Annotated in this window: 26 protein-coding genes; 3 read left to right on the top strand and 23 right to left on the bottom strand. The window is 29.3% G+C overall.

Annotation, left to right across the window (positions count from 1 at the left end; translation table 11 throughout):
* Nucleotides 1-17: 17 nt before the first annotated feature.
* The 4 genes from AVBRAN9331_RS03115 to pyrF all read right to left on the bottom strand — a co-directional run bounded on the left by AVBRAN9331_RS03115 (nt 18) and on the right by pyrF (nt 2,469).
* Entirely contained in the window at nt 18-488 is a 471-nt protein-coding gene (locus AVBRAN9331_RS03115; protein ID WP_336612371.1) for a hypothetical protein, read from the bottom strand.
* A 78-nt stretch (nt 489-566) separates the two neighbouring features.
* Entirely contained in the window at nt 567-1,031 is a 465-nt protein-coding gene (locus AVBRAN9331_RS03110; protein ID WP_336612370.1) for a hypothetical protein, read from the bottom strand.
* A gap of 114 nt (nt 1,032-1,145) precedes the next feature.
* Complete coding sequence (gene pyrE, locus AVBRAN9331_RS03105) at nt 1,146-1,751, bottom strand: orotate phosphoribosyltransferase (protein ID WP_214116805.1); 606 nt, start codon at nt 1,749-1,751, stop codon at nt 1,146-1,148.
* Nucleotides 1,744-2,469: an orotidine-5'-phosphate decarboxylase gene (gene pyrF / locus AVBRAN9331_RS03100; protein ID WP_214116806.1), complete on the bottom strand. Its 726-nt coding sequence runs from the start codon at nt 2,467-2,469 to the stop codon at nt 1,744-1,746. The genes pyrE and pyrF overlap by 8 nt, the downstream gene beginning before the upstream one ends.
* Before the next feature lie 157 nt (nt 2,470-2,626).
* Between pyrF and AVBRAN9331_RS03095 the strand changes: the two genes are divergently transcribed.
* On the top strand, nt 2,627-2,788 hold the full coding sequence (locus AVBRAN9331_RS03095) for a hypothetical protein (protein WP_214116808.1): 162 nt from the start codon (nt 2,627-2,629) through the stop codon (nt 2,786-2,788).
* A gap of 27 nt (nt 2,789-2,815) precedes the next feature.
* Here the strand turns inward: AVBRAN9331_RS03095 and AVBRAN9331_RS03090 are convergent, their stop codons facing one another.
* Nucleotides 2,816-3,742 (bottom strand): homoserine O-succinyltransferase, encoded by a 927-nt coding sequence (locus AVBRAN9331_RS03090; RefSeq protein ID WP_214116810.1) that lies wholly within the window; start codon nt 3,740-3,742, stop codon nt 2,816-2,818.
* Between the two features lie 90 nt (nt 3,743-3,832).
* Here AVBRAN9331_RS03090 and AVBRAN9331_RS03085 point away from each other — a divergent pair, with 90 nt between their 5' ends.
* Complete coding sequence (locus AVBRAN9331_RS03085) at nt 3,833-5,113, top strand: O-acetylhomoserine aminocarboxypropyltransferase/cysteine synthase family protein (RefSeq protein WP_214116812.1); 1,281 nt, start codon at nt 3,833-3,835, stop codon at nt 5,111-5,113.
* Between the two features lie 49 nt (nt 5,114-5,162).
* On the opposite strand, the gene flgG is transcribed toward AVBRAN9331_RS03085, so the two are convergent.
* The 8 genes from flgG to typA all read right to left on the bottom strand — a co-directional run bounded on the left by flgG (nt 5,163) and on the right by typA (nt 13,852).
* Complete coding sequence (gene flgG / locus AVBRAN9331_RS03080; protein WP_214116814.1) at nt 5,163-5,951, bottom strand: flagellar basal-body rod protein FlgG; 789 nt, start codon at nt 5,949-5,951, stop codon at nt 5,163-5,165.
* Between the two features lie 8 nt (nt 5,952-5,959).
* On the bottom strand, nt 5,960-6,769 hold the full coding sequence (locus tag AVBRAN9331_RS03075) for a flagellar hook-basal body protein (RefSeq protein ID WP_214116815.1): 810 nt from the start codon (nt 6,767-6,769) through the stop codon (nt 5,960-5,962).
* 100 nt (nt 6,770-6,869) lie between these two features.
* Nucleotides 6,870-8,138 (bottom strand): MFS transporter, encoded by a 1,269-nt coding sequence (locus AVBRAN9331_RS03070; protein ID WP_336612369.1) that lies wholly within the window; start codon nt 8,136-8,138, stop codon nt 6,870-6,872.
* Nucleotides 8,139-8,233: 95 nt separating this feature from the next.
* Nucleotides 8,234-8,650 carry a ribosome maturation factor gene (locus AVBRAN9331_RS03065; RefSeq protein ID WP_336612368.1) on the bottom strand — a complete coding sequence of 139 codons (417 nt, stop codon included), beginning with the start codon at nt 8,648-8,650 and terminating at the stop codon, nt 8,234-8,236.
* Nucleotides 8,651-9,010: a 30S ribosome-binding factor RbfA gene (gene rbfA / locus AVBRAN9331_RS03060; RefSeq protein ID WP_214116821.1), complete on the bottom strand. Its 360-nt coding sequence runs from the start codon at nt 9,008-9,010 to the stop codon at nt 8,651-8,653.
* Nucleotides 9,010-11,685, bottom strand: a complete 2,676-nt coding sequence (gene infB, locus AVBRAN9331_RS03055) for a translation initiation factor IF-2 (protein WP_336606689.1) — start codon at nt 11,683-11,685, stop codon at nt 9,010-9,012. Before infB ends, rbfA begins: the two co-directional genes overlap by 1 nt.
* The gene (locus tag AVBRAN9331_RS03050) at nt 11,666-11,932 is read right to left on the bottom strand and encodes a DUF448 domain-containing protein (RefSeq protein WP_336612367.1); all 267 of its coding nucleotides are present in this window, start codon (nt 11,930-11,932) and stop codon (nt 11,666-11,668) included. The genes infB and AVBRAN9331_RS03050 overlap by 20 nt, the downstream gene beginning before the upstream one ends.
* 114 nt (nt 11,933-12,046) lie before the next feature.
* Nucleotides 12,047-13,852, bottom strand: a complete 1,806-nt coding sequence (gene typA / locus AVBRAN9331_RS03045; RefSeq protein ID WP_214116827.1) for a translational GTPase TypA — start codon at nt 13,850-13,852, stop codon at nt 12,047-12,049.
* A 120-nt stretch (nt 13,853-13,972) separates the two neighbouring features.
* On the opposite strand from typA, the gene fliK reads away from it, so the two are divergent.
* Complete coding sequence (gene fliK, locus AVBRAN9331_RS03040; RefSeq protein ID WP_336606690.1) at nt 13,973-15,610, top strand: flagellar hook-length control protein FliK; 1,638 nt, start codon at nt 13,973-13,975, stop codon at nt 15,608-15,610.
* 141 nt (nt 15,611-15,751) lie between these two features.
* On the opposite strand, the gene AVBRAN9331_RS03035 is transcribed toward fliK, so the two are convergent.
* The 10 genes from AVBRAN9331_RS03035 to AVBRAN9331_RS02990 are packed head-to-tail and all read right to left on the bottom strand — an operon-like array spanning nt 15,752 to nt 26,206.
* The gene (locus tag AVBRAN9331_RS03035; RefSeq protein ID WP_336612366.1) at nt 15,752-16,075 is read right to left on the bottom strand and encodes a hypothetical protein; all 324 of its coding nucleotides are present in this window, start codon (nt 16,073-16,075) and stop codon (nt 15,752-15,754) included.
* Nucleotides 16,072-17,376, bottom strand: a complete 1,305-nt coding sequence (gene murC / locus AVBRAN9331_RS03030; protein ID WP_336612365.1) for a UDP-N-acetylmuramate--L-alanine ligase — start codon at nt 17,374-17,376, stop codon at nt 16,072-16,074. Before murC ends, AVBRAN9331_RS03035 begins: the two co-directional genes overlap by 4 nt.
* A gap of 9 nt (nt 17,377-17,385) precedes the next feature.
* On the bottom strand, nt 17,386-18,225 hold the full coding sequence (locus AVBRAN9331_RS03025; protein WP_214119786.1) for a DMT family transporter: 840 nt from the start codon (nt 18,223-18,225) through the stop codon (nt 17,386-17,388).
* Nucleotides 18,222-18,875 (bottom strand): HesA/MoeB/ThiF family protein, encoded by a 654-nt coding sequence (locus AVBRAN9331_RS03020; RefSeq protein ID WP_336609343.1) that lies wholly within the window; start codon nt 18,873-18,875, stop codon nt 18,222-18,224. The genes AVBRAN9331_RS03025 and AVBRAN9331_RS03020 overlap by 4 nt, the downstream gene beginning before the upstream one ends.
* Nucleotides 18,850-19,641, bottom strand: a complete 792-nt coding sequence (locus AVBRAN9331_RS03015; RefSeq protein ID WP_214119803.1) for a carbon-nitrogen hydrolase family protein — start codon at nt 19,639-19,641, stop codon at nt 18,850-18,852. The genes AVBRAN9331_RS03020 and AVBRAN9331_RS03015 overlap by 26 nt, the downstream gene beginning before the upstream one ends.
* On the bottom strand, nt 19,635-19,862 hold the full coding sequence (locus tag AVBRAN9331_RS03010) for an exodeoxyribonuclease VII small subunit (RefSeq protein ID WP_214116840.1): 228 nt from the start codon (nt 19,860-19,862) through the stop codon (nt 19,635-19,637). Before AVBRAN9331_RS03010 ends, AVBRAN9331_RS03015 begins: the two co-directional genes overlap by 7 nt.
* Complete coding sequence (gene guaB, locus AVBRAN9331_RS03005) at nt 19,859-21,310, bottom strand: IMP dehydrogenase (protein ID WP_336612364.1); 1,452 nt, start codon at nt 21,308-21,310, stop codon at nt 19,859-19,861. Before guaB ends, AVBRAN9331_RS03010 begins: the two co-directional genes overlap by 4 nt.
* Nucleotides 21,311-21,353: 43 nt before the next feature.
* Nucleotides 21,354-23,018: an AAA family ATPase gene (locus AVBRAN9331_RS03000; RefSeq protein WP_239803048.1), complete on the bottom strand. Its 1,665-nt coding sequence runs from the start codon at nt 23,016-23,018 to the stop codon at nt 21,354-21,356.
* Nucleotides 23,005-24,522, bottom strand: a complete 1,518-nt coding sequence (locus tag AVBRAN9331_RS02995; protein ID WP_214119789.1) for a long-chain-fatty-acid--CoA ligase — start codon at nt 24,520-24,522, stop codon at nt 23,005-23,007. The genes AVBRAN9331_RS03000 and AVBRAN9331_RS02995 overlap by 14 nt, the downstream gene beginning before the upstream one ends.
* A 13-nt stretch (nt 24,523-24,535) precedes the next feature.
* Nucleotides 24,536-26,206: an OmpP1/FadL family transporter gene (locus AVBRAN9331_RS02990; RefSeq protein WP_336606695.1), complete on the bottom strand. Its 1,671-nt coding sequence runs from the start codon at nt 26,204-26,206 to the stop codon at nt 24,536-24,538.
* Nucleotides 26,207-26,293: the final 87 nt, after the last annotated feature.

Here is a 26,293-nt window from a genome sequence, read left to right as displayed (position 1 = left end):
TATAAAATCTCCTTTTGTTATAAGTATTCTCCTAGCACTTCATCTATTATATATGCTTTAAATTCTTTATCATTATTTAAGCTTCCATTCCATTTATAAACAGCTAATATTTCTCTTAATAAGGCTATTATTTCTTTTTCACTTAATGTTTTATTATCTCTTATAGAAAGAATTTTATAAACTCTATTATAAACTACATTATCAATCTCTTGTTTGATATCATAATCTAAAATTATCCTTATATGTTCGCCTTTATAATATAAAATCCACAAAGATTTATTAAGTTTTGCATGGTCTAGTTCTGGGTCATCAAAATACATACAATTCATAAACCAGCAGTCTAATTCTTCATCTATTACAATGCGTTCTTCAAAAGGAAATTTATGATGTTGTCTTAAATACCAATCATTAGTATGCTCAATACAAATATCTACAAAAGAATATTTCTTCTCTAATCTATCATCAATAATTGCGTTTTTAAAAGCCATTTGCTTACCTTTTTTTAAACCAAATTCCTACTTAAAATTCCACAATTTTTAAAGAATTTGAATTAGGATTTAAAATATTTATTCTTTTATTATTTCATCTCTTACATATACTTTATAGCCGTCAATTGTTTCCCAAGCACCAGAAAGATTATAAACATCTAATATTTCTTTAAGAAGATTTATAACTTCTTTTTCACTTAATAATTCATTGTTTTTAATATCAAAAATACTCCAAACTTTATCATATAAAACACCATCTATTGTTATATCAAAATCATAATCAAGTATAACTTCAATCAAATTACCTTTATAATACAAAATCCACAAGCCTTTGCTAAGTCTTGCATGCTCTAATTCAGGGTCTAAAAAATTATAACCTAGCATTATAAAACAATCTAATTCTTCATCTATTACTATTCTTTTCTCATCAGGCAACATATGATTTTGTTTATAATATAAGCTATCTGTATAATTGCAAAAAATATCTGTCATTTTGTATTTTTCATCAAATTCTTTTGTAACTACTGCGTTCTTAAAAGCCATTATTTCTCCTTAATTTTAATTATTAAGTAAATATTATAAAAATTATTTTTTGTAAAGTAAAGAAGGTCTGAAGATATTCAAATTCCAAAATCGGAATTTGAAATTAAAATTATTTTATTCTTGAGCGTCACGCCATTCGTTTAGAACTTTTACTTCTTCATCGCTTAAAAATCCACTAAATGCAGAAAATCCACTAAGCGAATAAGCAGGGCAATCAATACTCTCATAATTTTTCTTAGCTTGATTTAATTCATAGCTAAATATTGAAAACACACCTTTTACATCTAATCCGTGAGACCTAGCAGCACCAACAGCAGCAATACTTGAACCGCCACTTGAGATTAAATCTTCTAGCACAACGCAAGTGCTTCCGTGCTTAAAGCTTCCTTCAATCATCTTTGCTCTTCCGTGGGTTTTGTTTTTTGATAATATATATACTAATGGTTTGTTTAATATATCAGCCACCCAAGCTCCGTGAGCAATAGCTCCAGTAGCAGTTGCTGCTATGTAATCAACATCTCCTGCTTTTTCTTTAATCAAATTCGCTAAATGATTTGCTATGATTTTACGCTCTTTTGGATAGCTAATTAACACACGGTTATCACAATATATAGGGCTTTTAATACCACTTGAATATGTGAAAAACTCTTTAGTATTAATAAATATTGCTTCACAATCTTTTAATATTTTTACAACTTCACTTGCAACTTCTTTATTCATTTTCTTCTCCTTTTATACATTGAAAATAAGCTCTAATAGGATTAGAACTCTTTGTAATCATTCTACCAGCTACAATATAATCAATATTGTTTTCTATAGCAAATTTTGGCGTAGCAACCCTTGCTTGGTCATTTGCATCATTGCCTAAAAATCTAATGCCAGGCGTAAGAGCCTTAAGTCCTAAATCTTTAGCAAATTTTGCTTCATAAGCACTACTTACTATGCCATCAAGACCTGCTTTTTTGCTGATTAAACAGCGTTGTTTTACGCAATCATTAATGCTTCCATTAAAGCCTAAATCATTTTTAAATTCTTCTTCTTCAAACGAAGTTAATACAGAAATTCCAAATAATTCACACTTGCTACCTAATTCATTTTTAGCATTAACAGCAGCCTTTAAAGCTTGCTCGCCTGCAAAAGAATGAAGGCTTAAAATATCAATATCATTTTTTAAAAGTGTCTTAGTAGCATTATAAATAGTATTTGGGATATCAATTAATTTTAAATCTAAAAATATATTAAAACCTAAGTCTTTTAGCTCTTTTAAAAAGTCATTTCCAGCTGTGTAGTATTGCCACATACCGACTTTTAAATAAGGCATAATTAATTTTAAATTATGCTCTTTTGCATAGTTTTCAAGATTTTTTGCTGATAGTTTTGATACAAATTCACGGCTTTGCTCTAAGGTGTCAAAATCTAATGCGATTATGGTTTTCAAATTCTCTCCTTTGATTTAATAAAATTATCTCTTTTTAACTCTTTACGACTTAGCATTATGCAAAAATTTATTAAATAAAACATATTGAATTTATATTTTTAAAAGTTATTTATTACATTATTTAAATAATATAATACAAAAATCAAAAGGAGAAAAAATGGACTTTTTAGACTCATTAAAACAAATCAAAACAGATATAAAAGAAAATGAAAAGAAAAAAGAGCAAGAATTAGAACTAGCAAAAATCAAACAAAAAGAAGAAGAATTAAGACAAGATTTCATAAATTATATGAATGAAAGCGGAGTTAAAAAAATCTAATTAAGATTTAGAAAATCTAAATCTTAATTAATTAATTGAATTAAGTTTGTCTAATTCAAAAGGTGTAGTTTGATATACATAATAATTTAGCCAGTTGATATAAACACAATTTGCGTGAGCTCTCCAAGTAAGTTTTGGAGGATTGTTTGGATTATCATCTTTATAATAATTATAAGGAATATCAACATCTAAGCCATTTTTAATATCTCTTTTATACTCATTATCTAAAGTAGTGCGAGAGTATTCAGGATGACCTAGGACAAAAACTTGTCTTCTATCAGCACTTCTTATCAAATAGCTTCCTGCTAAATCGCTTTTAGCTAAAATCACTAAAGATTTATGATTTGCTAAGGCTAATTCATCAATTCCTGAATGCCTTGAATGTGGAGCTAAAAACACATCATCAATTCCCCTTAAAATCTCATCTTTACTATCAATTACATCGTGATAAAACACTCCGCTTAATTTCTTTTTTAAAGGAATTTTTGCAATATTGTAATGATAATTTAGCCCAAACATCGCACCATAGCATATATGAAGAGTGCTAAAAACATTGCTTTTGCTCCATTCTAAAATACTAACTAATTCATCATAATAAGTTATTTCGCTAAATTCATATTGTTCTAGCGGAGCTCCTGTTATTATCATTCCATCAAATTTTTTATGCTTTATCTCATCAAATACCAAATAATGCTCGTTTAAGTGGCTTTGACAAGTGTTTTTGCTCTCGTGACTTGCTATTCTTAAAAGCGTGATTTTTACTTGTAAAGGCGTATTAGAAAGCATTCTAAGTAATTCTAATTCAGTTTCTTCTTTTATTGGCATAAGGTTTAAAATCACAAGCTCTAATGGACGAATATCTTGAGAATTTGCTCTTGCTTCATCCATTACGAAAATATTTTCATTTTCTAGTAAAACTTTTGCTGGAAGGTTAGTTTTTATATTAACGGGCATTTTTTCTCCTTTTTTAACTAATTTTGCCATTTTTTACTTGCTAAATACTTAAAATAAAGTTAAACTAATATTTTTTTTAAAGGAGAGAAAATGTTAAAACAAGATACTTTATGTATTCACGCAGGTTATGAGCCAAAAAATGGCGAAAGTAGGCAAGTGCCAATCATTCAATCAACTACTTACAAATACGATTCTTGTGAATTTATGGGAAAATTATTTGACTTAGAAGAAAGTGGATATTTTTACTCAAGAGTAGCAAATCCTACAAATGATTATGTAGCTAGTAAAATTGCTAAATTAGAAGGAGCAATTGCTGGGGTGCTAACTTCTAGCGGACAAGCAGCTATATTTTTTGCAATTACAAATATTTGTAAAGCAGGAGATCATTTAGTTTGCGTAAATGAGATTTATGGTGGAAGTATAAATCTAATAGGCGTAACGCTTAAAAAATTTGGAATTGATTGCACCTTTATTAGTGCAAATAGCACAGATGATGAAATAAGAGCAGCTATTAAAGAAAACACAAAATTAATTTACGCTGAAAGCGTATCAAATCCTGCTTTAGTAGTGCTTGATATTAAAAGATTTGCAAATATTGCTCACGAAAATGAAATTCCGTTAGTAATTGATAATACTTTTGCAACTCCTATTAATTGCCAGCCTATAAAACACGGAGCTGATATTGTTATTCATTCAGCCACTAAATATCTTGATGGGCATTCAAGTGTGATTGCTGGGGTTGTGCTTGATAGTGGTAATTTTGATTGGAGTAAGTATCCTAAAAAATTTGCAGATTTTAATACCCCTGATGAGTCATATCACGGATTAATCTATACGCAAAAATTTGGCAAATTAGCGTATATTGTAAAAATGATTGTTCAATTAATGAGAGATATAGGTGCTTGCTTACCTGCAACTAGTGCATATATGCTATCAACTCATATTGAAAGCCTACCTTTAAGAATGGCAAAACACTGCGAAAATGCGAAAAAAATTGCAGAATTTTTAGAAAATAATGAATATATTGAAAGCGTAAATTGCCCTATGCTAAAAAGCAGTCCTTATTATAATCTAGCTTTAGAATATATGCCTAATGGGGTTTGTGGGGTTATTAGCTTTACATTAAAAGCAAATAAAGCTAAGGCAGTTAAGTTTTTAGATAGCTTAAAATTAATAATGATAGCAACTCATGTAGCCGATGCAAGAAGTTGTATTTTACACCCTGCAAGTCATACTCATAGACAATTAAATGAAGCTGAATTAATAAAAGCTGGAGTTAGCGAAGGTCTTGTAAGGCTTTCTGTTGGTATTGAAAATGCTGATGATTTAATAGCTGATATTAAACAAGCATTAGAAGTTACTTTTAAGTAATTCGTATTTGAAATTCTTATAAAATTATAAGAATTTCAATCTATATTATTTATCTTTTAAGTCCATTTACGATTGATAGCATTTCATCACTTGTAGTGATTGCTTTAGAGTTTGCTTCATAAGCTCTTTGACCTGTGATTAAATCAGTCATTTCTTCTACTAATTGCACGTTACTCATCTCTACGAAGTTTTGCTTAATTTGACCAAAACCATTAGTCCCGCCAGTGCCAACAACAACTGCTCCACTAGCACTAGTTTCAAGGAAATTGTTATCCCCTAATGCGTGTAAGCCACTAGGATTTATGAAGTTTGCTAATTCAATTTGACCTAGTTGCACTGCTTCAGGATTACCCGCTTGAATTACACTTACAACCCCATCAGTTCCTATCCCAATAGCAACTGCATCTTCAGGGATTGTAATTTCAGGGATTAATCTATATCCATCACTATTTACGATAGTTCCTTCACTATCTAGCTTAAAAGCACCATTTCTTGTATATGCCGTAGTGCCATCAGGTAGCTGAACTTGGAAAAAACCATTACCTGCTATTACCATATCTAATTGATTGCCTGTTTCTTTAAAATAACCTTGTGTAAATTGTTTTGTAATTGCTGTTGGGCGAACTCCAAGACCTACTTCAATACCTGTTGGACTTTGCGTTGTTGTGCTTGTGCTAGTGCCTGCGTATTCCATTACTTGATACATTAAATCAGCAAATTCTGCTCTATTTTTTTTGTATCCCATAGTATTTACATTGGCAATATTATGAGATGTTGTATCAATTTGTGTTTGCTGTGCTATCATTCCTGTTGCTGCTGTATATAAAGACCTAAGCATTTTTACTCCTATTTAACATTTGCTAATTTATTTATTGCGTCGCTATTTAGCTCATCCATATGGCTAGTCATTACTTTTTGATACATTTCAACTAAACGATGAGTTTCTATAAGACCTACCATTTCATTAACGGCATTTACATTACTCATTTCTAAAAACCCACTCGCAAGTGCATTTGAACCCTCAAAATCTTGCATTTTAGTTAAATCATCTAGTTTATAAAGATTATCTCCTATCTTTTCTAAATCCCTTGTATCATCCATCCTAGCTACAAAAATCCTATTTGCTACTTCACCATCTAAATAGACATTTCCATCTGAATCAATAGTTAATCTTTGATTATCTCCTACTTGAATGCCATCATTTGCAGGGTCTTCAAAATAATTTGAGCTTAATAATCTATCTCCATTTTTTGTAACTATAAAGCCATCTTCATCTAGGCTAAATGCTCCATTTTTGCTAAATTTCACACTACCATCTGATGAGCGAACCATAAAAAAACAATCACTTCTTTTGATTGCAATATCTAAAGGATTGTTGGTCGGACGGATTGCACCTACGCTAAAATCTGTGTATTCTATATCAATATTAGGAACTCTATTTATGGTTTGATTTATATATTTTGCAGCTTGTTTTGTATGATTATCAATTGGCATATTTTGCATTTCTTCATCATAAAGCCTTTTAAAATCAGCAATTACTACATTATCTCTTTTATAACCTGCAGTATTTACATTAGCTAAATTATTAGAGATAACATTTAAGCGATTTAGTTGAGTAACCATTGCTCCTGTAGCTTGATAAAATCCGTTTTGCATAACTTTCCTTAAATATTTTATATTTTGATAAAAGCAAAACTTATTCCAAAATAAGATAAACTTCTAAAAATTTTTAGAGTTTATCTTAAAATCAAATTCTTTATTTTTTATTTTTTATAATTTTGTCAAAAAATACAGAATTTAAAAAAGCAATTAAACATATGAAAATAATGTAATATCCACTACCAATATCAAATTTTCCGTGTGATTGAACTACGATAATTGGAGTTAAAAATCCTGCTATTGCATAAGCTAAATTATAAGAAAATCCTATGCCTGTATATCTAATACTAGCCTTATAAAGCCTACACATAAATAATGATGTAAAATTAACAATACCACCAAAAAACGCCGAAGCAAAATAAAATATACAAGTTAAAGCAAAATCCTTTAAAACATATAAAGAATAAAAATACATAGTGCTAGTAAAAACTAATAAAATAGCAAAAATTTTGCAAATTAAACTAGCTTTAAATCTATCAGCCAATGCCCCGCAAACAACAAGTCCAATCATCATACTAACACTAGCAATAATTTGTAAACTAGTATTTAAAGCAGGATTAATATTTAAAATACCTTTCATAAAATTAGGCATCATTATTAAAAATACTAAAACACAAGCAGTAAGAACAATAGTTAAAAACATTGATAAAATTATTTCCATTTTATAATCTTTAATGACTGATTTTATAGGAAAATCGCTTAATTGCTTTTCAGCTTGAAGTTGCTTAAAAATAGGAGTTTCTTGCAAAAATCTTCTAAGATAAATGCTAATTAGACCAAAAATACCACCGATTAAGAAAGGAATTCTATACGCATAATCTTTTATTTCATCTTCTGTAAAATTTAGTTGAAGCAATAACGCACTTAAAGCTCCTAAAGTAATACCACCACAAACCCCGCTAGTTAAAACTCCTAAAAATAATGCCTTTTTATTATCAGGACTATGCTCATATATAAAAGCCCAAGCACCAGGTAACTCTCCACCAATCGCAACGCCTTGAACTAATCTAATAGCTAATAAAATAGCAATAGCAAAATAGCCAATTTGCTCATAAGTAGGCATAATCGCAAAAATAAATGTAGGAATTACCATTAAAATAATGCTTAATAAAAACATATTTTTCCTACCAAACTTATCTCCAAAATGTGCCATTATAACTCCACCTAATGGACGAGCTAAATACCCTGCAGCAAAAGCTCCATAAGTATTTAATAATTTTATACTCTCATCAAGCTCTTTTGGAAAAAAATGATGTGTAAAATACGGAGTAAATAATGCAAATATAATAAAATCATAAAATTCTAATGTCCCACCTAATGCACTTAATGCTAAGGTTTTTGTATCTTTTTTTGTAATAGTTTTCATCAAATTCCTTTAAATTTCTTTGTTTTTTTTATTTCTAATTTTGATTTTGTTAATGATTATTAATTTGAGTAAGAGTATATAGGTAAGGCTTTGCCTTACCAATAGATATAAGTTTTTGTAGATTTAATATCTGCGTAGTTTAAAATTGTGCCATCTTCTAAAGTGATTTTTTCATCATCAGCACCAAGTAATTTTGAGATAATTTCTTCTTTTTCTTTAGTTTTAATTTTTAGTATCTCACCTATACTAAGTTTAAAATGCTCTATTTTAGTAAGCTTTCTTTCAAGTCCAGGAGAGCTTACTTCTAAAAAGTATTTTTCATCTGTAGGTGGATTTAAATCAAGTATAGGAGAAATCAATCTACTAAATTGCTCGCAATCATCAAGGCTAACTGATTTACTTTCTCCATCTTTTAAGATGAAAATTCTATAAATAAAGTTATTGCCTTCTTTTGCTAATTCAGTATCATAAATCACTAAATTAAGCTGTTTAGCTAAATTCTCTAGCTCCATTTATTTCTTTTCCTTATTAATTTGCTTAAATAATTCTTCTATTCTATTAATTTTATCTAAACTATCGTCAAACCTAAAATGAAAATTTGGACATCTATACATACCAAGCGCTCCTAAACAATGAGCTTGCAATACTTTACTAACTCTTTTTAGCTTAGAAAGAACTAAATTTTGTTCATCTTTTGTAAGCGACATTTTATCTAAATATATAAAAGCGTCATAACGACCCTTTTTGCAATCTACATCATTTACCAATAGACCGCTTAATAAAGGATCATCTAAGTTTGCTAAAGCTTCTCCTACTAATTCCTTTAGCAAACTTTGTGTTCTTAGGCGTTTTATTTGTGCTTTATCATTCATTATAAACTAGCCTTACTTTGAACTTCTTTATAACTTTCTATAAAATCGCCTTCTCTCATATCGTTAAATCCAACGATACCAACACCACATTCATAACCTTTGCTAACTTCTCTAGCGTCGTCTTTAAAGCGTTTAAGTGAACTAATCTCTCCTTCAAACACTACAACACCTTCACGAATAACACGGATTTTAGCCCCTCTTACTATACTTCCATCAGTTACCATACATCCTGCTATTTGTCCTACTTTTGGCACATTGATTACTTGTCTAATTTCAGCTTGTCCGAGTTGCTCTTCGCTAATAATAGGACTCATTAAACCACCTAAAATAGCCTTAATTTCATCAATTAGATTGTAAATTACATTATATGTTTTAATCTCAACCTTAGCTTCTTTTGCTTTTTCCTTAATATCCCCTGTTGGACGAACATTAAAGCCAACTATAACACCACCGCTAGCTTGTGCTAAAGCAATATCTCCTTGAGATATTCCACCAACACCACCTAAAACAATATCAACTTTTACCTCATCATTTGAAAGCTTTTCAAGACTTCCTCTAATAGCTTCTAATGTTCCACCTACATCGGCTTTTAAAATAACAGGTAATGATTTTAAATTCCCTTCTTTAATTTTTGCACTTAATTCATCAAGGCTTACTTTTGTTGATTTGCTTAATTCTTTTTGTCTTAAATATTCGTGGCGTTTTTGTGCATAATCTCTTGCTTCTTTATCAGTCGCAACACTAATTAATGTTTCACCTGCATCAGGAATTTCATTAAGACCCATAATTACACCACACTCGCCTGGTAAAATCTCTTTTAATGCATTACCTTTGCTATCTGTAATGCTTTTTACCCTACCATAAGCAATGCCTGCTACAACGGTATCTCCTACTCTTAGCGTTCCATTTTCCATAATCACAGTAGTTACTACACCACGACCTTTTTGTAAAGAACTTTCAACTATATTTGCTTTTGCAGCTGTATTTTTATTTGCTTTAAGCTCTAAAATTTCAGCTTGTAATAAGATAATTTCAAGTAAATCTTCAATTCCAGTTCCCTTTAAAGCACTAATATGAACGAATTCATGACTTCCACCCCACTCAGTTGGCATAATATCAAGCTCTGCTAATTGGGTTTTAACTCTATCAGGATTTGCTGCTTCTTTATCTATTTTATTAACAGCGATAATGATTGGAACACCAGCTGCTTTTGCATGCGAAATTGCTTCTTTTGTTTGTGGTTTTACACCATCATCAGCTGCAACAACAATAATTACTATATCAGTAACACTAGCACCCCTAGCTCTCATAGCTGAAAATGCTTCGTGACCTGGAGTATCAATAAAGGTTATATTTTTACCATTTTTATTAACCATATAAGCACCAACGTGCTGAGTAATTCCACCTGCTTCGCCACTTGCTACACGACTATTTCTAATATAATCAAGCAAACTTGTCTTACCATGATCAACATGACCCATAATTGTTACAACAGGAACTTTAATATCTTTTAATTCTTCTTGATTTTCTTCATAATCAGCAACATAATCAAATTGTGCAGTCTCATCAAAAAAGCTTATTTCAATTCCAAACTCAAGTCCTAAAATCTCAATAGTTTCTTCATCTAAGAAATCATTTTTAGTAGTCATCATTCCTTGCATAAATAATTTTGAAATTAATTCACTATCTTTTTTACCTAACTTCTCTGCTAATTCATAAAGTCTTATTTCCTTAGGAATTTTAATACTTGTAATTTCTTCGCTACTTTGTTCTTTTTTATATGCTTTTGATTTTTTACGGCGAGACCTTGCTATTGAAGTATTTGTAAATTGATTGATTTGGTTATTAAATGCACTTCTTAATGAAGTTTGTGCCTTTGCAGGCTTTTCAATATCTTCTTTTCTTTCATTAAATGAAAAATCAGGCATAACCACAACATCATCTTCATCATCATTAATCTCTGCAAAATTAGTATCAAAATCCATCTTAGATGAACTTTCTTTTCTTGCTGCTGGAACTATTTTTTTAGCTTTTTTCTTTTTTAAGCTTTCATCTGTGCTAAATATTGAAGCAAACGATACGGGCTCTTTTGATTGAGCTTTAGGCTTAACCTCTTCTTTAACTTCTTCTTTTACTGCATTTTTCTTCTTAATGATTACTAAGCCACGGCGTTTTTCAAGCCCACTTCTTGCAAGACTTACAGGTTCTTCTTGCACTAATTCTTCTTTTGCTATTTCTTTGCTTTTCATTTCTTCTTTAACTTCTACCTTAGTGATTTTTTCTTCTACTATTTTTTCTTCTTTAGTTTCTTGTTTATCTTCTTTGGTTTCTTCTTTAAGAATTTCTTTTTGTTTGCTTTCAGTTTTTTTTGTTTTTTCAATCTTTTCAGTCTTTGTACTTTTTTCAGCTTTTTCAGTTTTACTTTTTGTTGTTTTAGAAGTAGTTGATTTTGTACTAGATTTTTTGGCACTTTTACTTGATTTTGCAACTTCATCTTTTAAAATTTGTTGAATTGTTCCATTTTTTAAATACTCATATATTGCTGCTGCTACATCTTCACTTACAGCTTTTTGAGGTGATTTATAATCAAATCCTAATTCATTAATTTTTTCTAAAGTTTCTTTATTTTGATAACCTAATTCCGCTGCTATTTCACTAATTTTTATATTCGCCATTTAAAAACCTTTCTTTTAATTTACTAGCAAGTTCTTTTTTATCTATATTAATTTTTATAACTTTTTGCAAAGACTTTAAAAAATCACTATCATCTTTTTTAAGGCATTCATCACATAAATACATACTTCTACCGCTATTAAATTGAAATAAAACTTCATTTAAAGACACTTGAAAACGCTTTAAATCAGTTTGATTTTTTCTAATCTTGCAAATAATACACATTCTAATAGGTTTTGCTTTTCTCATAATCTTTTAATTTTAATTGTTTTTGCTTAACAGAAGTCTTAAAAGCTTTATTTTCAAACATTTTAATTTTCTATTCTAAATTCTTTAAAAGATTTAGAATAGAAAGAATAAAAATTAAGATTTAGATTTTTCCATACGGCGTCTTAGAGTTGGGTCTAAATAACGCTTTCTAATACGAATATTAATTGGAGTTACTTCTACTAATTCATCTTCTTCAATCCACTCCATAGCACGCTCTAAAGTAGGTTTTCTAGGTGGAACTAATTTAATAGCATCATCACTACCACTAGCACGAACATTGGTTAGGTTTTTACCTTTTATAGGATTTACATCAAGGTCATTCGGACGACTATGCTCGCCTATAATCATACCAACATAAGTTTTTGCTTGAGGGTCTATAAATAAAACACCCCTATCTTGAAGATTCCATAATGAATAAGCTAATGCAACACCATTTTCCATACTCACTAATGCTCCATTTTGGCGTTTTTCAACACTACCAACAAAAGGTCTAAATTCCATAAAACTATGATTCATTATACCTTCACCTTTTGTATCTGTTAAAAACTGACTTCTAAATCCAATTAGCCCACGAGCAGGAATTTCAAACTCAAGTCTAGTTTGTCCATCTCCTGTTGGAACCATACTTTTCATCTCAGCTCTTCTTCTTCCAAGCTTTTCAATAACCGTTCCACTAAACTCATCAGGAACATCAATAACTAGATTTTCAAAAGGCTCTGTTTTAACTCCATTTTCAATTTTTACGATAACTTCAGGGCGTCCAAGACAAAACTCAAAACCTTCTCTTCTCATATTTTCAGCTAAAATCGTAATTTGTAATTCACCACGACCACTTACTTTAAACTTACCTTCGCCAATATTTTCATATTTCATAGCGATATTTGTCTTCATTTCGCTTTCTAATCTTTCAGCGATTTTATTACTTGTAACATGCTTTCCTTCAGTTCCTGCTAAAGGTCCATCATTTACGCTAAATACAACGCTTAAAGTAGGTTCTTCTATATGCAGTGGGTCAAGTGGCATAGGATTGCTAGGATCAACTACGCTATCTCCAACATCTAAAGCATCAAAACCTGCAATTGCTACGATATCTCCTGTGCTAGCACTATCAATATCCATTTTTTCTAAACCTAAAAATCCAATTAGTTTTGAAATTCTTCCTGTGTGTTTTGTCCCATCAGCCTTAGCTAACATTACATTTTGATTTTTTGAAATTGTTCCATTGAAAATTCTAGCAATTCCAATTTTACCAACGAAGTTATCATAACCTAATGTAAATACTTGTAATTGTAAAGGATTTTCATTACTACCACTTGGTGCTGGAACATGCTCAATTATCTTGTCAAATAAAGGTTGCATATCCTTACTATCATCATCTAATTCATTTTTTGCAATACCTTCTTTTCCAATTGCATAAATTACAGGGAAATCTAATTGCTCATCAGTTGCATCAAGTGCAGCAAAAAGGTCAAATACTTCATTAATTACCCTATCAGGTTCAGCTGCAGCTTTGTCTATTTTATTTACCACAACTATTGGTCTAAGACCTAATGCTAATGCTTTTTTAACAACGAATTTAGTTTGTGGCATAACACCTTCTTGAGCATCAACAATTAATAAAACCCCATCAATCATCTTTAAAACACGCTCAACTTCTCCACCAAAATCTGCGTGGCCTGGAGTATCAATTATGTTAATTTTTGTGCCTTTATAATTAATTGCTGTGTTTTTTGAAAGAATTGTAATTCCACGCTCTTTTTCAATATCATTACTATCCATAACGCGTTCATCAACTTGGTCTCTTTCGCTAAATGTTCCTGATTGTTTTAATAACTGATCAACCATTGTAGTCTTACCATGATCAACGTGTGCGATTACTGCTATATTTCTAATACTCAATGTTTTCTCCTTGATTTTAAAGTAAAAGTTTAATTAATTTAGGTTAATTTTTAAATATGAAATCACAAAAACTTGGAACGAATTTTGCTAAATCCCATTAAGTTTTAAACAAGGATTATTATGAAAGATTTATTAATTTTACAAGATGTAAAAAATCTAAATTCTAAAAAAGGTAAAGGCTCTAAAAAGTCTGGCGGAGAAGGTTTTGCTGATTTATTATTTAATCAAACCGATGTAAAAGATACTAAAAATTTATTGGTAATGCAAAATGTATTTAAAGCAAAAAATGAAATAAAAAATAAAGATGTAAAACAATTTAGTAATATAAATCTAGCTTCAACTTTATTAAATGAAAAAACAAGCAAACAAGAGCCAAATTTATTAGCAAGTCTTTTACAAAATCCAAAAACTCTACAAGATAAAGTATCAAAAATAGTGCAAAATGCAAAAGAAATGAATGAATTTTTACCTAAAAGATTGCAAATAAGTGATGCTGAAATTATGCAAGATATTAAGACTTCTATGGAAGATGTTGAATATGGAAAAGAACTTTTAGATGATTTGAATTTCGTTCAGATTTTAGATTTTTTAGACATATTAAAGCAAGATAAAAAAAATGTAAAATTAAATGATTTTTTTAACTTAAAAAATATTGTTAATAATAAAGCTAGTTTAGAAAGTTTTGCAAATACAAATAGCGTTCATTCATTAGTAGAACTTGCAAAAGAGCATAAATTAGGGCTTAGCAATATAACTTATGAAAAAATTAAAAATAATGAATATAACGAGCAAATTTTTGCTAAACCATATCCTAAATTATATGAGCAAAATTTCTTCTCACACGCATTAAACAAAAATACAAAAATTGAAGAGAATTTAAAAAATACTGAAATTAAAAAACCAAATTTAGAAAGTTTATTATCAGTAAAAAGTGAAAAAATTGTATCTAATAATACAAACGAACCTATTATAAACGCTGAAAAAACTCTAAAAACTGGAGCTTTAAATGAGTTATTAAGCAAAATTGCAAATGATGATAAAAAACAAACTAAAGATATAAAAGAAGAAGCATTTAAAATCGTTTCAAAAGATATAGAAACACAAAGTCCTAAAATCACTCCGAACACAATTAAAAATGATATAAAAGATATACAAATTCAAGCAAATAAAACTCAAATTCAAACCCAAGAAACAAAAGAAAATGAAAATAAAATTCTACCTGAATTAAATATAGTAGAAGAAAATTTGCAAGATAATTTAGATGAAAACTCAAGCCAAACTCAAGATAATAAAGAAAAGCTAAATCTACCACAAAATCTTAAAGTTGATTTTTTAAATCCTAATAAAGAACTTAGTAAAGAACAAACTAAATTAGTAATTGATAATTTTACAAGAGATTTTAAGGAAGAAATAGAAAAATTCAAAGCTCCAAGCCATAAAGTTAGCATTAATTTAAATCCTAAAGAATTAGGAGAAGTTAATGTTACTATGATTGCAAGGGGTAATAACTTACATATAAATCTTAATTCAAACAATGCAAATACTTTAAATCTTTTCATAGCAAATCAGCAAGAATTTAAAAATAGCCTTGTAAATATGGGCTTTACGGGTCTTGCTATGAATTTTGGAGATAAAAAAGAAGGTTCAAATCATCAAGAGCAGCAAAAAGCTCGTAAAAAATATGAAGAAATTGAAGAATTAGAAAGCACAAGTGATATGCCAAGTGGAATTAATGCTGTGCTTTATAGATATTTTTAAAGGGGTAAAAAATGTTGGTTTCAATTTTATTAATAAGTTCAATGATAATTTTAGCAGTAAGCTTTGCTGCTAAAATATATTTTAAAGATAGTTAAAATAATTAAAGCCTTTATTATTTAGGCTTTAATTCAAATCTTAAAATTATTTGCAAATAAACATATCTATTTTTTGATTGTTAGTATTATCTATAAACACTGAAGTTCCGTTGTTAAATCCGTGAGTTTTGATATTGATTTTTATACCTTGACAATCTAAATCCTTGCCTGAATTATAAATATTTAAAATCTCTTGCTTTAAAGCTCCACTTGAATTATCTAGGCTAGTATATATAAAACCAACTATAAAAGCAACAACTATTAATGAAATAACAGCCACATAAAGCTTAGAATTAAAATGATTTTTATAATAAATACAAACACCAATTAATGCAAAAAACAATATTAAAAATATTGCAAATCTAATCATTTTAAGCCCCTTAATTTATAGGTCAAATCACCTGCATTAAATCCAACCACTACGCCTTTATCTAAAGTAATTTCTCCTAAATTACTAAATAATTTTAAAGAATTATCAACTCTTTTTGCATCTGTAATAAAACAAGCATTAGGAAAATGCTTAGCTAAATCAATTTTAATTTCATCTTCATTAGCACTATAAACAGGCAAAATAAATAGCTTTGAAAAACCTTCAAAACAAGTTTTAAAACCTTCTAAATTATCAAACAATCTTGTGTATTTATGCGGTTGCCAAATCGCTATAGTATCATCTAAATTTAGTGCTTTTGCATAAGAAAATATGCCTTTTTTAGTCTCTCTTACTTCGGTTGGATGATGAGCGTAATCATCAATTATTACAAAATCCTTACTAGCATATAAAACATCAAAACGCTTTTTAATACCACAAAAATCTTTTAAATTTTGCTTAATCTCACTTAGGCTTAGCCCAACACACCTAGCAGCAAGTATTGCTAAAGCAGTATCAATAGCTATACATTCGCTATGACCTTGCACGCTAAAACGACCAAAATCTCTTAAATCAAAAGATATAAAAGGCAAATAATCCTTAACTTCAAATTCTAAGTTTTTAATATCTTCGCTAGGCACTAACCTTTCACAATCTAAATCAATTGTAGCTAAAAACTCATCTTCAGCATTAATTACTCTAATTTTGCTTTGTTTTAAAAAGTCTGTATAAGCTTTATAAAAAGCGTTTAAATCGTGGTTATAATGCTCTAAATGTTCAGGTTCAGCATTAGTTACTATACTTAAAGCAGGATTTAAATTCAAAAACGAACTATCACTCTCATCAGCTTCAAAAACTAATTTTTCACTAGTTTTATACACCATATTTTTACCAGCTCTTTTATCCACTGCACCGATTATAAAAGAGCTTTGCAAAATATTTGCTAGGATACTACTTGTAGTGCTTTTGCCGTGTGCACCTGCAACTGCAAAAAGCATTTTGTTTTCTAAAATAAGTGGCAAGGCTTCTTTTCTTGATAGAACTTTTATGCCTAGTTCTTTTGCTTTTTTTATTTCAGGATTGTTTTCACGAATTACTGCTGAATGCACTACTAAATCAATATCGTTGCTTAAATTTGATGCACTATGACCTATAAAAACCGCAATTCCTTCTGCTCTTAATTCTTTTACTAATTCACTCTCATAAACATCGCTTCCTAAAACACTAATTCCACGCTCATTTAAAAATCTAGCCAACGCACTAAGACCAATGCCACCAATACCAATAAAAAATATTTTTTTCATAAAAATCCTTTAAGAAAATGCTAGAGCAATCAAAATTAACCCTGCTCCTAATAATTGTAAAATTGTAAATACTTCTCCATAAAAACTTCCTAAAATTCCAGCCGAAATTGGCTCAAGTAGTAAAATCAATGCGACTTTACTTGGATGAAGGTGCTTTTGAGCGTAATTTTGAGCAAAAAAACAAAATATTGTAAATATCAATGCTGATACTAAAATAAGTATAAAAACCTTAGAATTTAAAATAGGAGTTAAACTTAAATCAGCAAAAATTAAAGCCGATAATAAATACATTATCGTGCTGCCTACAAATTGAAAAAATATAAAAGTATTTAAATCATTTGATTTTAAAAATTTATCATTTAAAGCCACTAAAAGTGCAAAAAACACAGCACAAATTATCGCTAAATATTCGCCTTTTCCAAAATTATCAAAATTCGCATCACTAAATAAAAACATACCAAAACAAGCAAGTAAAGCTAGGAAAAATATCTTAAAACTAAGCTTTGCTTTGCTTATAAAAAAGCATAAAAATGGAGCAATAATTCCTTCTAAACCAGTTAGAAAAGCCACATTAGAGCTTTGAGTAAAGCTTAGTGCTTGGGTTTGAAAAATAAAGGCAAACGCCATACAAAAACCAGTGATTAATCCATATAAATAAGTATTTTTATAATGTTTTAAAATATCATTTTTAACCAAGAAAAAAAACACAATAGAAGCTAATAAAAATCTATAAAATAATAATTCATAGCTATTTATATAGTTTAATACCCACTTAGTAGGTAAAAACGATGCTCCCCAGATAACTACAGCAAATATTAATAAAAAAAATGATTTTTCTTGATGGTTCATAAATTAAACTTATTAAGATTTAAAATATCTTTTGAAAAATCAAAATAATATAAATAATCAAGTTTTACTTCATAACCTGCTAGATATTTTAATGCCAAAATACTTGCAAAAGTAGCACTAAACATAACAAATGGAGTTGCTTGAGGTTTTATCCTTTTTATTTCATTTTTGAATGCTATTTTTTTATTTTTTACAATACTAGCACTTATGAAAAACTCTTCAACACTAGCAAAAATCCAAGGAATATTATTAGCTTTAGCGTAATTATCAATTTCAGCTCTAACTGATAAATTATCAGTCGCATCCATAATCAAATCAGCACTAGGTTTAGTAGCAAAAAATTCTGCCGCACTCATTTTATAGGTTTTTATATCACAAAATGAACGCTCTTTTAATTTATTAAAACAATCAACCTTAGCTTTACCTTCATCGTTAAAATTAAACATAATTTGCCTTTGAATATTGCTAAAGCTAACTATATCAAAATCAACTACACTAATACTCTTTATACTACTACTAGCAAGTGCGTATGCTATACTTGAGCCAAGACCGCCTGCACCTATTATTATGATTTCTTTGTTTTCTAAATTCTTTTGCTTATCTTTTAATAATAAAGTTTGTCTTTCATAAAAGTCGCTTGTTGATTTCATTTCTTACTTCCTTAAATTGCCAAAATTTAGCAGCTTCACTAGGTTTGCTAATTTCAGAAATTAATACTTCTTCAGCGTCGCTTAATTCTTGAACTATATCTCCATAAGCATTGCATAAAAAACTATTACCATAAAAATTCCACTCTAATTCATCTACTTCGCTAACACCAATACGATTTACTCTTAAAATATTAGTATTATTTAAAAATGCTCTCATTTTAATAAGTTCGCACCATCTAGAATTTGAATTATAAGTATTTGCCGTAGGAATTATCAATAAATCTAATTCATTTGCCTTTTTAAAAAACTCATCAAAATGTATTTCATAGCCAAATAAAACACCTATTTTAAAATTATCACATTTAAAAGTATGCAATTTAATAGCTTTTGTTGAATTTATAAAAAAATCCTTTTCATTCCAATGTGAATACGGCATAAAAACTTGCTGATTTATATATTTGATTTTACCTTTATTTGCTACTAAGCAAGTTTTATTAAAACCTTTATTAGTGCTAAGAATTATAGGAGCAACTATACATAAATTATATTTAGCACTATATTCTTTTAAGGCTTCTAGTTTTACTTTGCTTTGCTCTTTTACTAAATCAACTGGCATTTGCTTTAATTCAGTAAAAAAATTATTTAAAACATACTCGCCTAACGCTACTAATCTAACATCTTTTTGCTCGCAAATTCTTAAATAATAATCAAGCCTTGCATTACTTAAAGCTTGAGTGCTTAGTTGAAGTGCTGCTATTTTCAAAATGGCAATCTTTCTGTATCAATACTTAAAGAATTATTTTGTTTAGTTTGTTCAAATTCTTCAATATCTTTACTAGCCTTATCTAACAATTCTCTAGCTTCATTTATTAGTTTCATACCATCTTTATACGCATCTACTAAATCAAACAAAGGCGTTTGCTCATCTTCAATTATTTTTAATTTTTCATCTAAAATTTCACAGATTTGTTCGTAAGTTTTTTTCATTGATTTACCTTATAATTTGGTGCTTCTGCAGTGATTGTTACATCATGAACATGGCTTTCTTTAAGCCCTGCACTAGTAATTTCTACAAACTCGGCTTTTTCTTGAAAATCTTTTATATTTATAGCTCCGTTATAACCCATTGAGCTTCTAAGACCACCAAGTAATTGAAACACTACATTTTTAATACTTCCAGTATGTGGAACTCTTCCTTCAATTCCTTCTGGCACGAGCTTTTCTTTTGCTGTTCCTTCTTGAAAATATCTATCAGAACTACCCTTTGCCATAGCCCCTAAGCTACCCATACCGCGATACGATTTATATTGTCTTCCTTGATATGTGATAAATTCTCCTGGACTTTCATCAGTCCCTGCTAAAAGCGAGCCTATCATTACACTACTTGCACCTGCTGCAAGAGCCTTTGCGATATCTCCTGAATACTTTATCCCACCATCAGCAATTATAGGCACATTAAACTCTTTAGCAGCTTCAGCACAATCACTAATAGCAGTAATTTGCGGCACTCCAACTCCACTTACTATACGAGTAGTGCAAATACTACCTGGTCCAATACCAACCTTTATAGCATCAGCTCCTGCTAATGCTAAATCCCTAACTGCCTTAGGATTAGCGATATTGCCTACTATTACATCTATATTTAATTCTTTTTTGATTTCTTTTAAAGTATCAATTATGCCTTTACTATGTCCGTGAGCACTATCCATAACCAAGACATCAGCACCTGCATTTACTAAAGCTCTAGCCCTATCAAGTTGCCCTACTCCAATAGCAGCACCTACTACTAATCTTCCTAAGTTATCCTTATTTGCATTTGGATATTCTTTACGCTTTTTTAAATCCTTTATAGTAATAAGACCACAAAGAGTATTGCTCTCATCTACTAAAGGTAATTTTTCTATTTTATTTTTACTAAAAATTACTTCAGCTTCATCTAAGGTGCAGCCTTTTTTAGCAGTAATTAAAGGCATTTTTGTCATTACTTCATCAACTATTTTTGAAAAATCAGTCTCAAATCTCAAATCACGATTAGTTAAAATTCCTAATAATTTTTTATCATTATCTACAACAGGAACACCTGAAATACTATATTCATTCATAATAGCTAAAGCATCACTTACCTTTGCTTTAGTATTAACATAAACAGGGTCATATATAATACCACTTTCACTTTTTTTAACCCTGATTATTTCTCTTACTTGGCTTTCAATATCCATATTTTTATGAATTATTCCAATTCCACCAAGCCTTGCCATCATTATTGCAGCCCTATGCTCTGTAACCGTATCCATAGCAGCCGAAATTAAAGGCATATTTAAATTAATATTTTTAGTAAGCTTTGTGCTAATATCAACTTCTTTTGGTAAAACTTCTGAATATTGCGGAACCAATAATACATCTTCAAATGTTAGAGCTTTTTTAATAATATTCACTGGATTTTCCTTTCGTAGTTTATTTTATTATAAGGGCTATTGATTAATTAAAGCCCATTTTAATTTCTTTAGAAAAATCGCTATTTAGTTCTTTTTGAATACTTTCTTTAAAATCATCTAATCTAAAAATTCCATCGCCTTGAGCAACTTTTATAGCAGTATTTTTAACAACCATTTTAATCTGTGCTCCACTTAATTCATAACTTTTTAAATCTTCTACTTTAAATCCTGATTCAAATTCTGCATTTTTTGGTAAGTGTAATTTCCAAATCTTCTCACGCTCTATTTCTGTTGGATTTGAGAATTTGATTTTATACTCAAATCTCCTTGAAAACGCTGGGTCTAAACTATCTAAAAAGTTAGTTGTAGCTATTACAATGCCATCAAATTTTTCTAGTTGTTCTAAGAAAATATTTTGCATTTGATTATGCATTAATTCACTTCCGTGACTTGCTACACTTCTAGTGCTTAAGAATTGATCGGCCTCGTTTAATAATAAAATAGGCGGAGTTTTAACACTTTTGCTAATTATTTTATAATTATCAAAAATAGCACGAACATTTTTCTCACTCTCTCCTACATACTTATCTAATACTTTAGAACAATCTAGTGTGATAATTTCTCTTTTTAAAGTTTTTGCTAAATAACTAGCACTCATAGTCTTACCAGTGCCTGGAGGTCCATAAAAAATTATATTAGCTCTTAAAACATCATCTTTTACTATGCCCCAATCTTTCAATCTTTTTGCCACACTTTTGGTTGAGCGTTTTTTAAGACTTGTTGCTAAATCGCTAATATCTTTACTAACTATTAAATCTATTTCATTTATTTCTAAATATTCAAAGAAATTTAATTCTTCTACAATAGCTTTAATATTTTCACCTTTATTTGGGAAAAAGTATTTTAAAGCATTATCACTTATAATAAATCTATTATCATTACCAACATATTCAATTAATTCATTGCTAAGCAACTTAGAATCATCACTTAATAATTCATAATTTCTAATCTTTTCTAATTGATACGGATTGATTATGCTTAATAATTCTTCATAATGAAGTGGTTTTTTAGAGCCTGTTAATTCTTCTTTTAATAAAGCCATTAATATAAGAGTTTCTTCGGCACTCAAATCATAATCTTTCATAATTTCATTAAAAGGATTATGAAATTTTGGGCTATTTTTAAGCCTTGTATTAATCAAATCAAGTCTTAAATCCGATGTTAAAAACTCTAATTTAATCCTAGCATCAATCATATCAAAGCAATCATTTAAATAAACGCTTAAATCAGTATAAGGCTTATGTTTATATTCTTCTAATTCATTATCACTAATTAATCTTGCTCCATCAAATTCATTAGCAAGGTTAAAAAATACATGAGCATATCTTGTAAGTGCTATTGACTGAAATAAAATAAGCCCTGCATTATCTTTATAATTAAACTGCTTTCCGCTTGCTTCTTGAATAAATTTTTTCTCATATAGCTCAACGAAATTTGGTAAATACGAAACCATTTGAGCGGTAGTATTAGCATTAAACGCATCTTCTACAATGCTATGAAACTTTATCCCAAAACGAGATTTTATAGTTTTGTTTAGCATTGTTCTTAATATAATGCACGCTTCTTTAGATAGACCTTGATTTAATAACTTTAAATATAAAAAACTCTCTTCGTAATTATTACTTAAAAACTCTTTAATTTTTTCCAATTTCTAACTCTTTTTTTAATTCTTTTTTCAATACTTTTCCAGCAGCATTTTTTGGTAATTCGCATTTAAACACAATTGTTTTAGGAACTTTATAATTTGCTAAATACTTTTTAAGATACTTTTGAATTTCTTGAGCACTTAGTTTAGCACCTTCTTTTAAACAAACATAAGCAACAACGCTTTCATCTAACTCACTATCCTTAACACCTATAACAGCACAAGAATCAATTTCATCTAATTGCATAATAATATCTTCAATTTCTCTTGGATATATATTAATCCCCTTTGCAATTATTATGTCTTTTTTCCTATCTACTATATAAATAAATCCATCTTCATCAAGTCTTGCAATATCACCTGTTTTAAGCCACTCGCCTTCTATTACTTCATTGGTTAATTCAGGTTTATTGTAATAGCCTTGCATTACACAATCACCCTTTACAATTAACTCCCCTACTTCTCCGATAGGCAATTCTTTTAAATCATCATCTACTACTTTTACTTGATACCCGTGTAATGGCAAACCTACTGAATTAACCTTTTGCTTATCTAGGCGATTTACCGCAACTACTGGAGAACATTCGCTTAATCCATAGCCTTCTAAAACTGCGGTTCTTTTAAATTTTTCCTTATAGGCTTTAAGAGTTCCTTCACTTAAGGCACTAGAGCCTGATACTATAATTCTAATTTTATGAAACCACATAAAATACCAAGGTAACTTTGCTTTTAATAAAGCATTTAGTATCACAGGAACTGAAAATAATATCGTAACTCTTTTTAATAGAATTTGTTTTATAACATTTGAAAAAGGTAAAACAGAACGCTCAATTACAAGCGAGCAACCCGAAAGTAAAGGTAATAAACAAACTGCTGTTAAAGTAAAACTATGAAACATAGGCAAATACGCTATGGCTCTATCTGATGATTTTATTTTAAAATCGTGTTGAGCTGATTTGATATTTGATAAAATATTTTTATAGCTTAATAAAACTCCTTTAGGAAGACCTGTTGTTCCTGAAGTGTATATTATATGAACGCTATCATCAATACTAGCTTCACACTTAAAATTATAAACGGGTGCATAATCTAAATAACTCGCTAAATATCCATCTTTTAAATTATCATCAAAAGAATGGTATATTAAAATATCTTTAAATTCATTAGCTAATTCAGCAGCTTCTTTAATATCTTTTGAAACTATTAATAATTTTGCATCGCAGTCTTTAATAATATACTCATATTCTTCACATTTTAGCATAGTATTAATAGGAACTGCGACTGCTTTTAAAGATGCTATTGCAAAATATAAAATCATAAATTCTTTACAATTACTCATAATAAAAGCTACATTATCACCACTTTTAACGCCTTGATTTTGCAAAAAAGCTATCATTTTATCTACATGAGTTTTTAACTCTTTAAAGCTTATTTTTCCATTTGCATCAAAAATAGCAACTCTACTTAAATTAGAATAATGTTCTAAGTATTCATAATAATTTTGCATTTACATCCTTTAATTAAAACTCATAATTGATACCAACATTTACAATCTGATTTGATTGATTTGAAAACTTACCTTTAGTCTGTATCAAAATATTATCAGTAACATTATTTACTTTAACATCAGCATAGTGTTGATATGCTCCCGCTCCTGTTACTTTTAAGTTTTTGTTTAATCTATATTCAAGTCCTAAAGAATACATATACATTCTACTATCTTTTGCTAAAAAGCTTATTTTCTCGCGTCTTACTGGACTATCTTCTGTAGAAAAACCTAGCATAAGCGATAATTCTTTATCATAGTTATATCTATAACCAAAGCTAAGTAATGTTGTATCTCTCCAACCTTGTTCTAAACTACTTTGTAAAAATGATGATAAAAAATACTCTTCAATAGCTTGCTTATCTTTAGGGTCTAAAGTAGCACCTATACTCATAGCAACTTTTTGAAAACCTTCAATAGTATTACAATCATTACCAGATGCTGCACACTTTTGCATAAATTGCATTGTTGCGAGCTTTAATGATTGTGGAATTTCTGGTGAATTTATTTTTAAATCCAATGTTTTTGCTTTACTCCAAAATGTTCTTCCCATATTAAACATAAACTCGTGTTTACCATATTCATAGGCAATACCAAAATTAGCATTAGCAGGATATAAGAAATTAGCACTCACATAACCATTATAACCAACTTTACTATCTTGAGTAGGTAAAGTTCCAACTATAGAACCAGTGTTAGGGTCTATTTTATATACTTCACTCATAAGACCAGCCAATCCAATACTCATAGCTGCTAACTCTTGAATAGACATTTGCATAGAATTAAATTGTTCTTGATTTTTTGGAGATAAATTATTTGCAAAATCAAACATTCCAAACTTTGACATTTTAAAATCAATATTACCTTCAAACTTATTTTTATAAGAAGAATTATAAAGTAATGAAAATCTTAATTTATCATCAAAATATTTAGGAACATAAGTTAAAGATAATTTGTATCCAAATTTATAACCATTATCTACCCTAGCATCTCCTTCATATACCCAAGAATAAGGATGTGCATTACCTTTTTCATCAACCCAAACTCTATTTACACTACTAATATCTGCTGGAATATATCTAGGATTTTTTGCATTATCTTTTAAAATATTAAATTTAATTCTAGTATGATTTAATGTTAAACTTGCACCCAAACTTAATTCATCAATAGGCTTATAAGCATAGGAAATAGCTGCAGTTCCACCACGAATATCCATATTATTAGCAAGTGCTTTTGCATAATCACTATTCCATCCATAAACAGCAGCAAAATCAGTATAACCTGCAAATCCAACAAAATGTTGCTCGTTAATAGGATAAACAAATGCAAGTGTTGGTATAAAGAACGAAAACTCTTTTCCGTGTGCATCAGTGGCGTTATAATATGGTTCGCCATCTAAACCATTTACCAATTCATTTGTAAATCTTGAGCCAGCAGCATTGTAAAAATTTGAACTAAAATGCAATTGTGGATTTTGTCCTAAAAATCCCATATTTGCTGGATTTATAAAAGCCGCATCGGCACTAAAACTCTTTGCTAAATTTGAGCTAGATAAAGCTACTCCATCAGCACTCAATGGAACTAGCTTATAATTTGATGCTAGTAAGCTACCACTAACAACAAATGATAAGAAAACCTTATTCATTGACTCAATTTGTCCTTAATTTTTAAATAAAGTTTCGATTATATATTTTTAAAATTAATTTTTCTTTACAAAGGATAATTTTTACCT

Origin of the sequence: Campylobacter sp. RM9331 (genome assembly GCF_020137685.1) — a bacterium.
Classification (GTDB): Bacteria; Campylobacterota; Campylobacteria; order Campylobacterales; family Campylobacteraceae; genus Campylobacter_E.
Note: the sequence above shows the minus strand (reverse complement) of the source record. Positions and strands in the feature narration are given on the sequence as shown.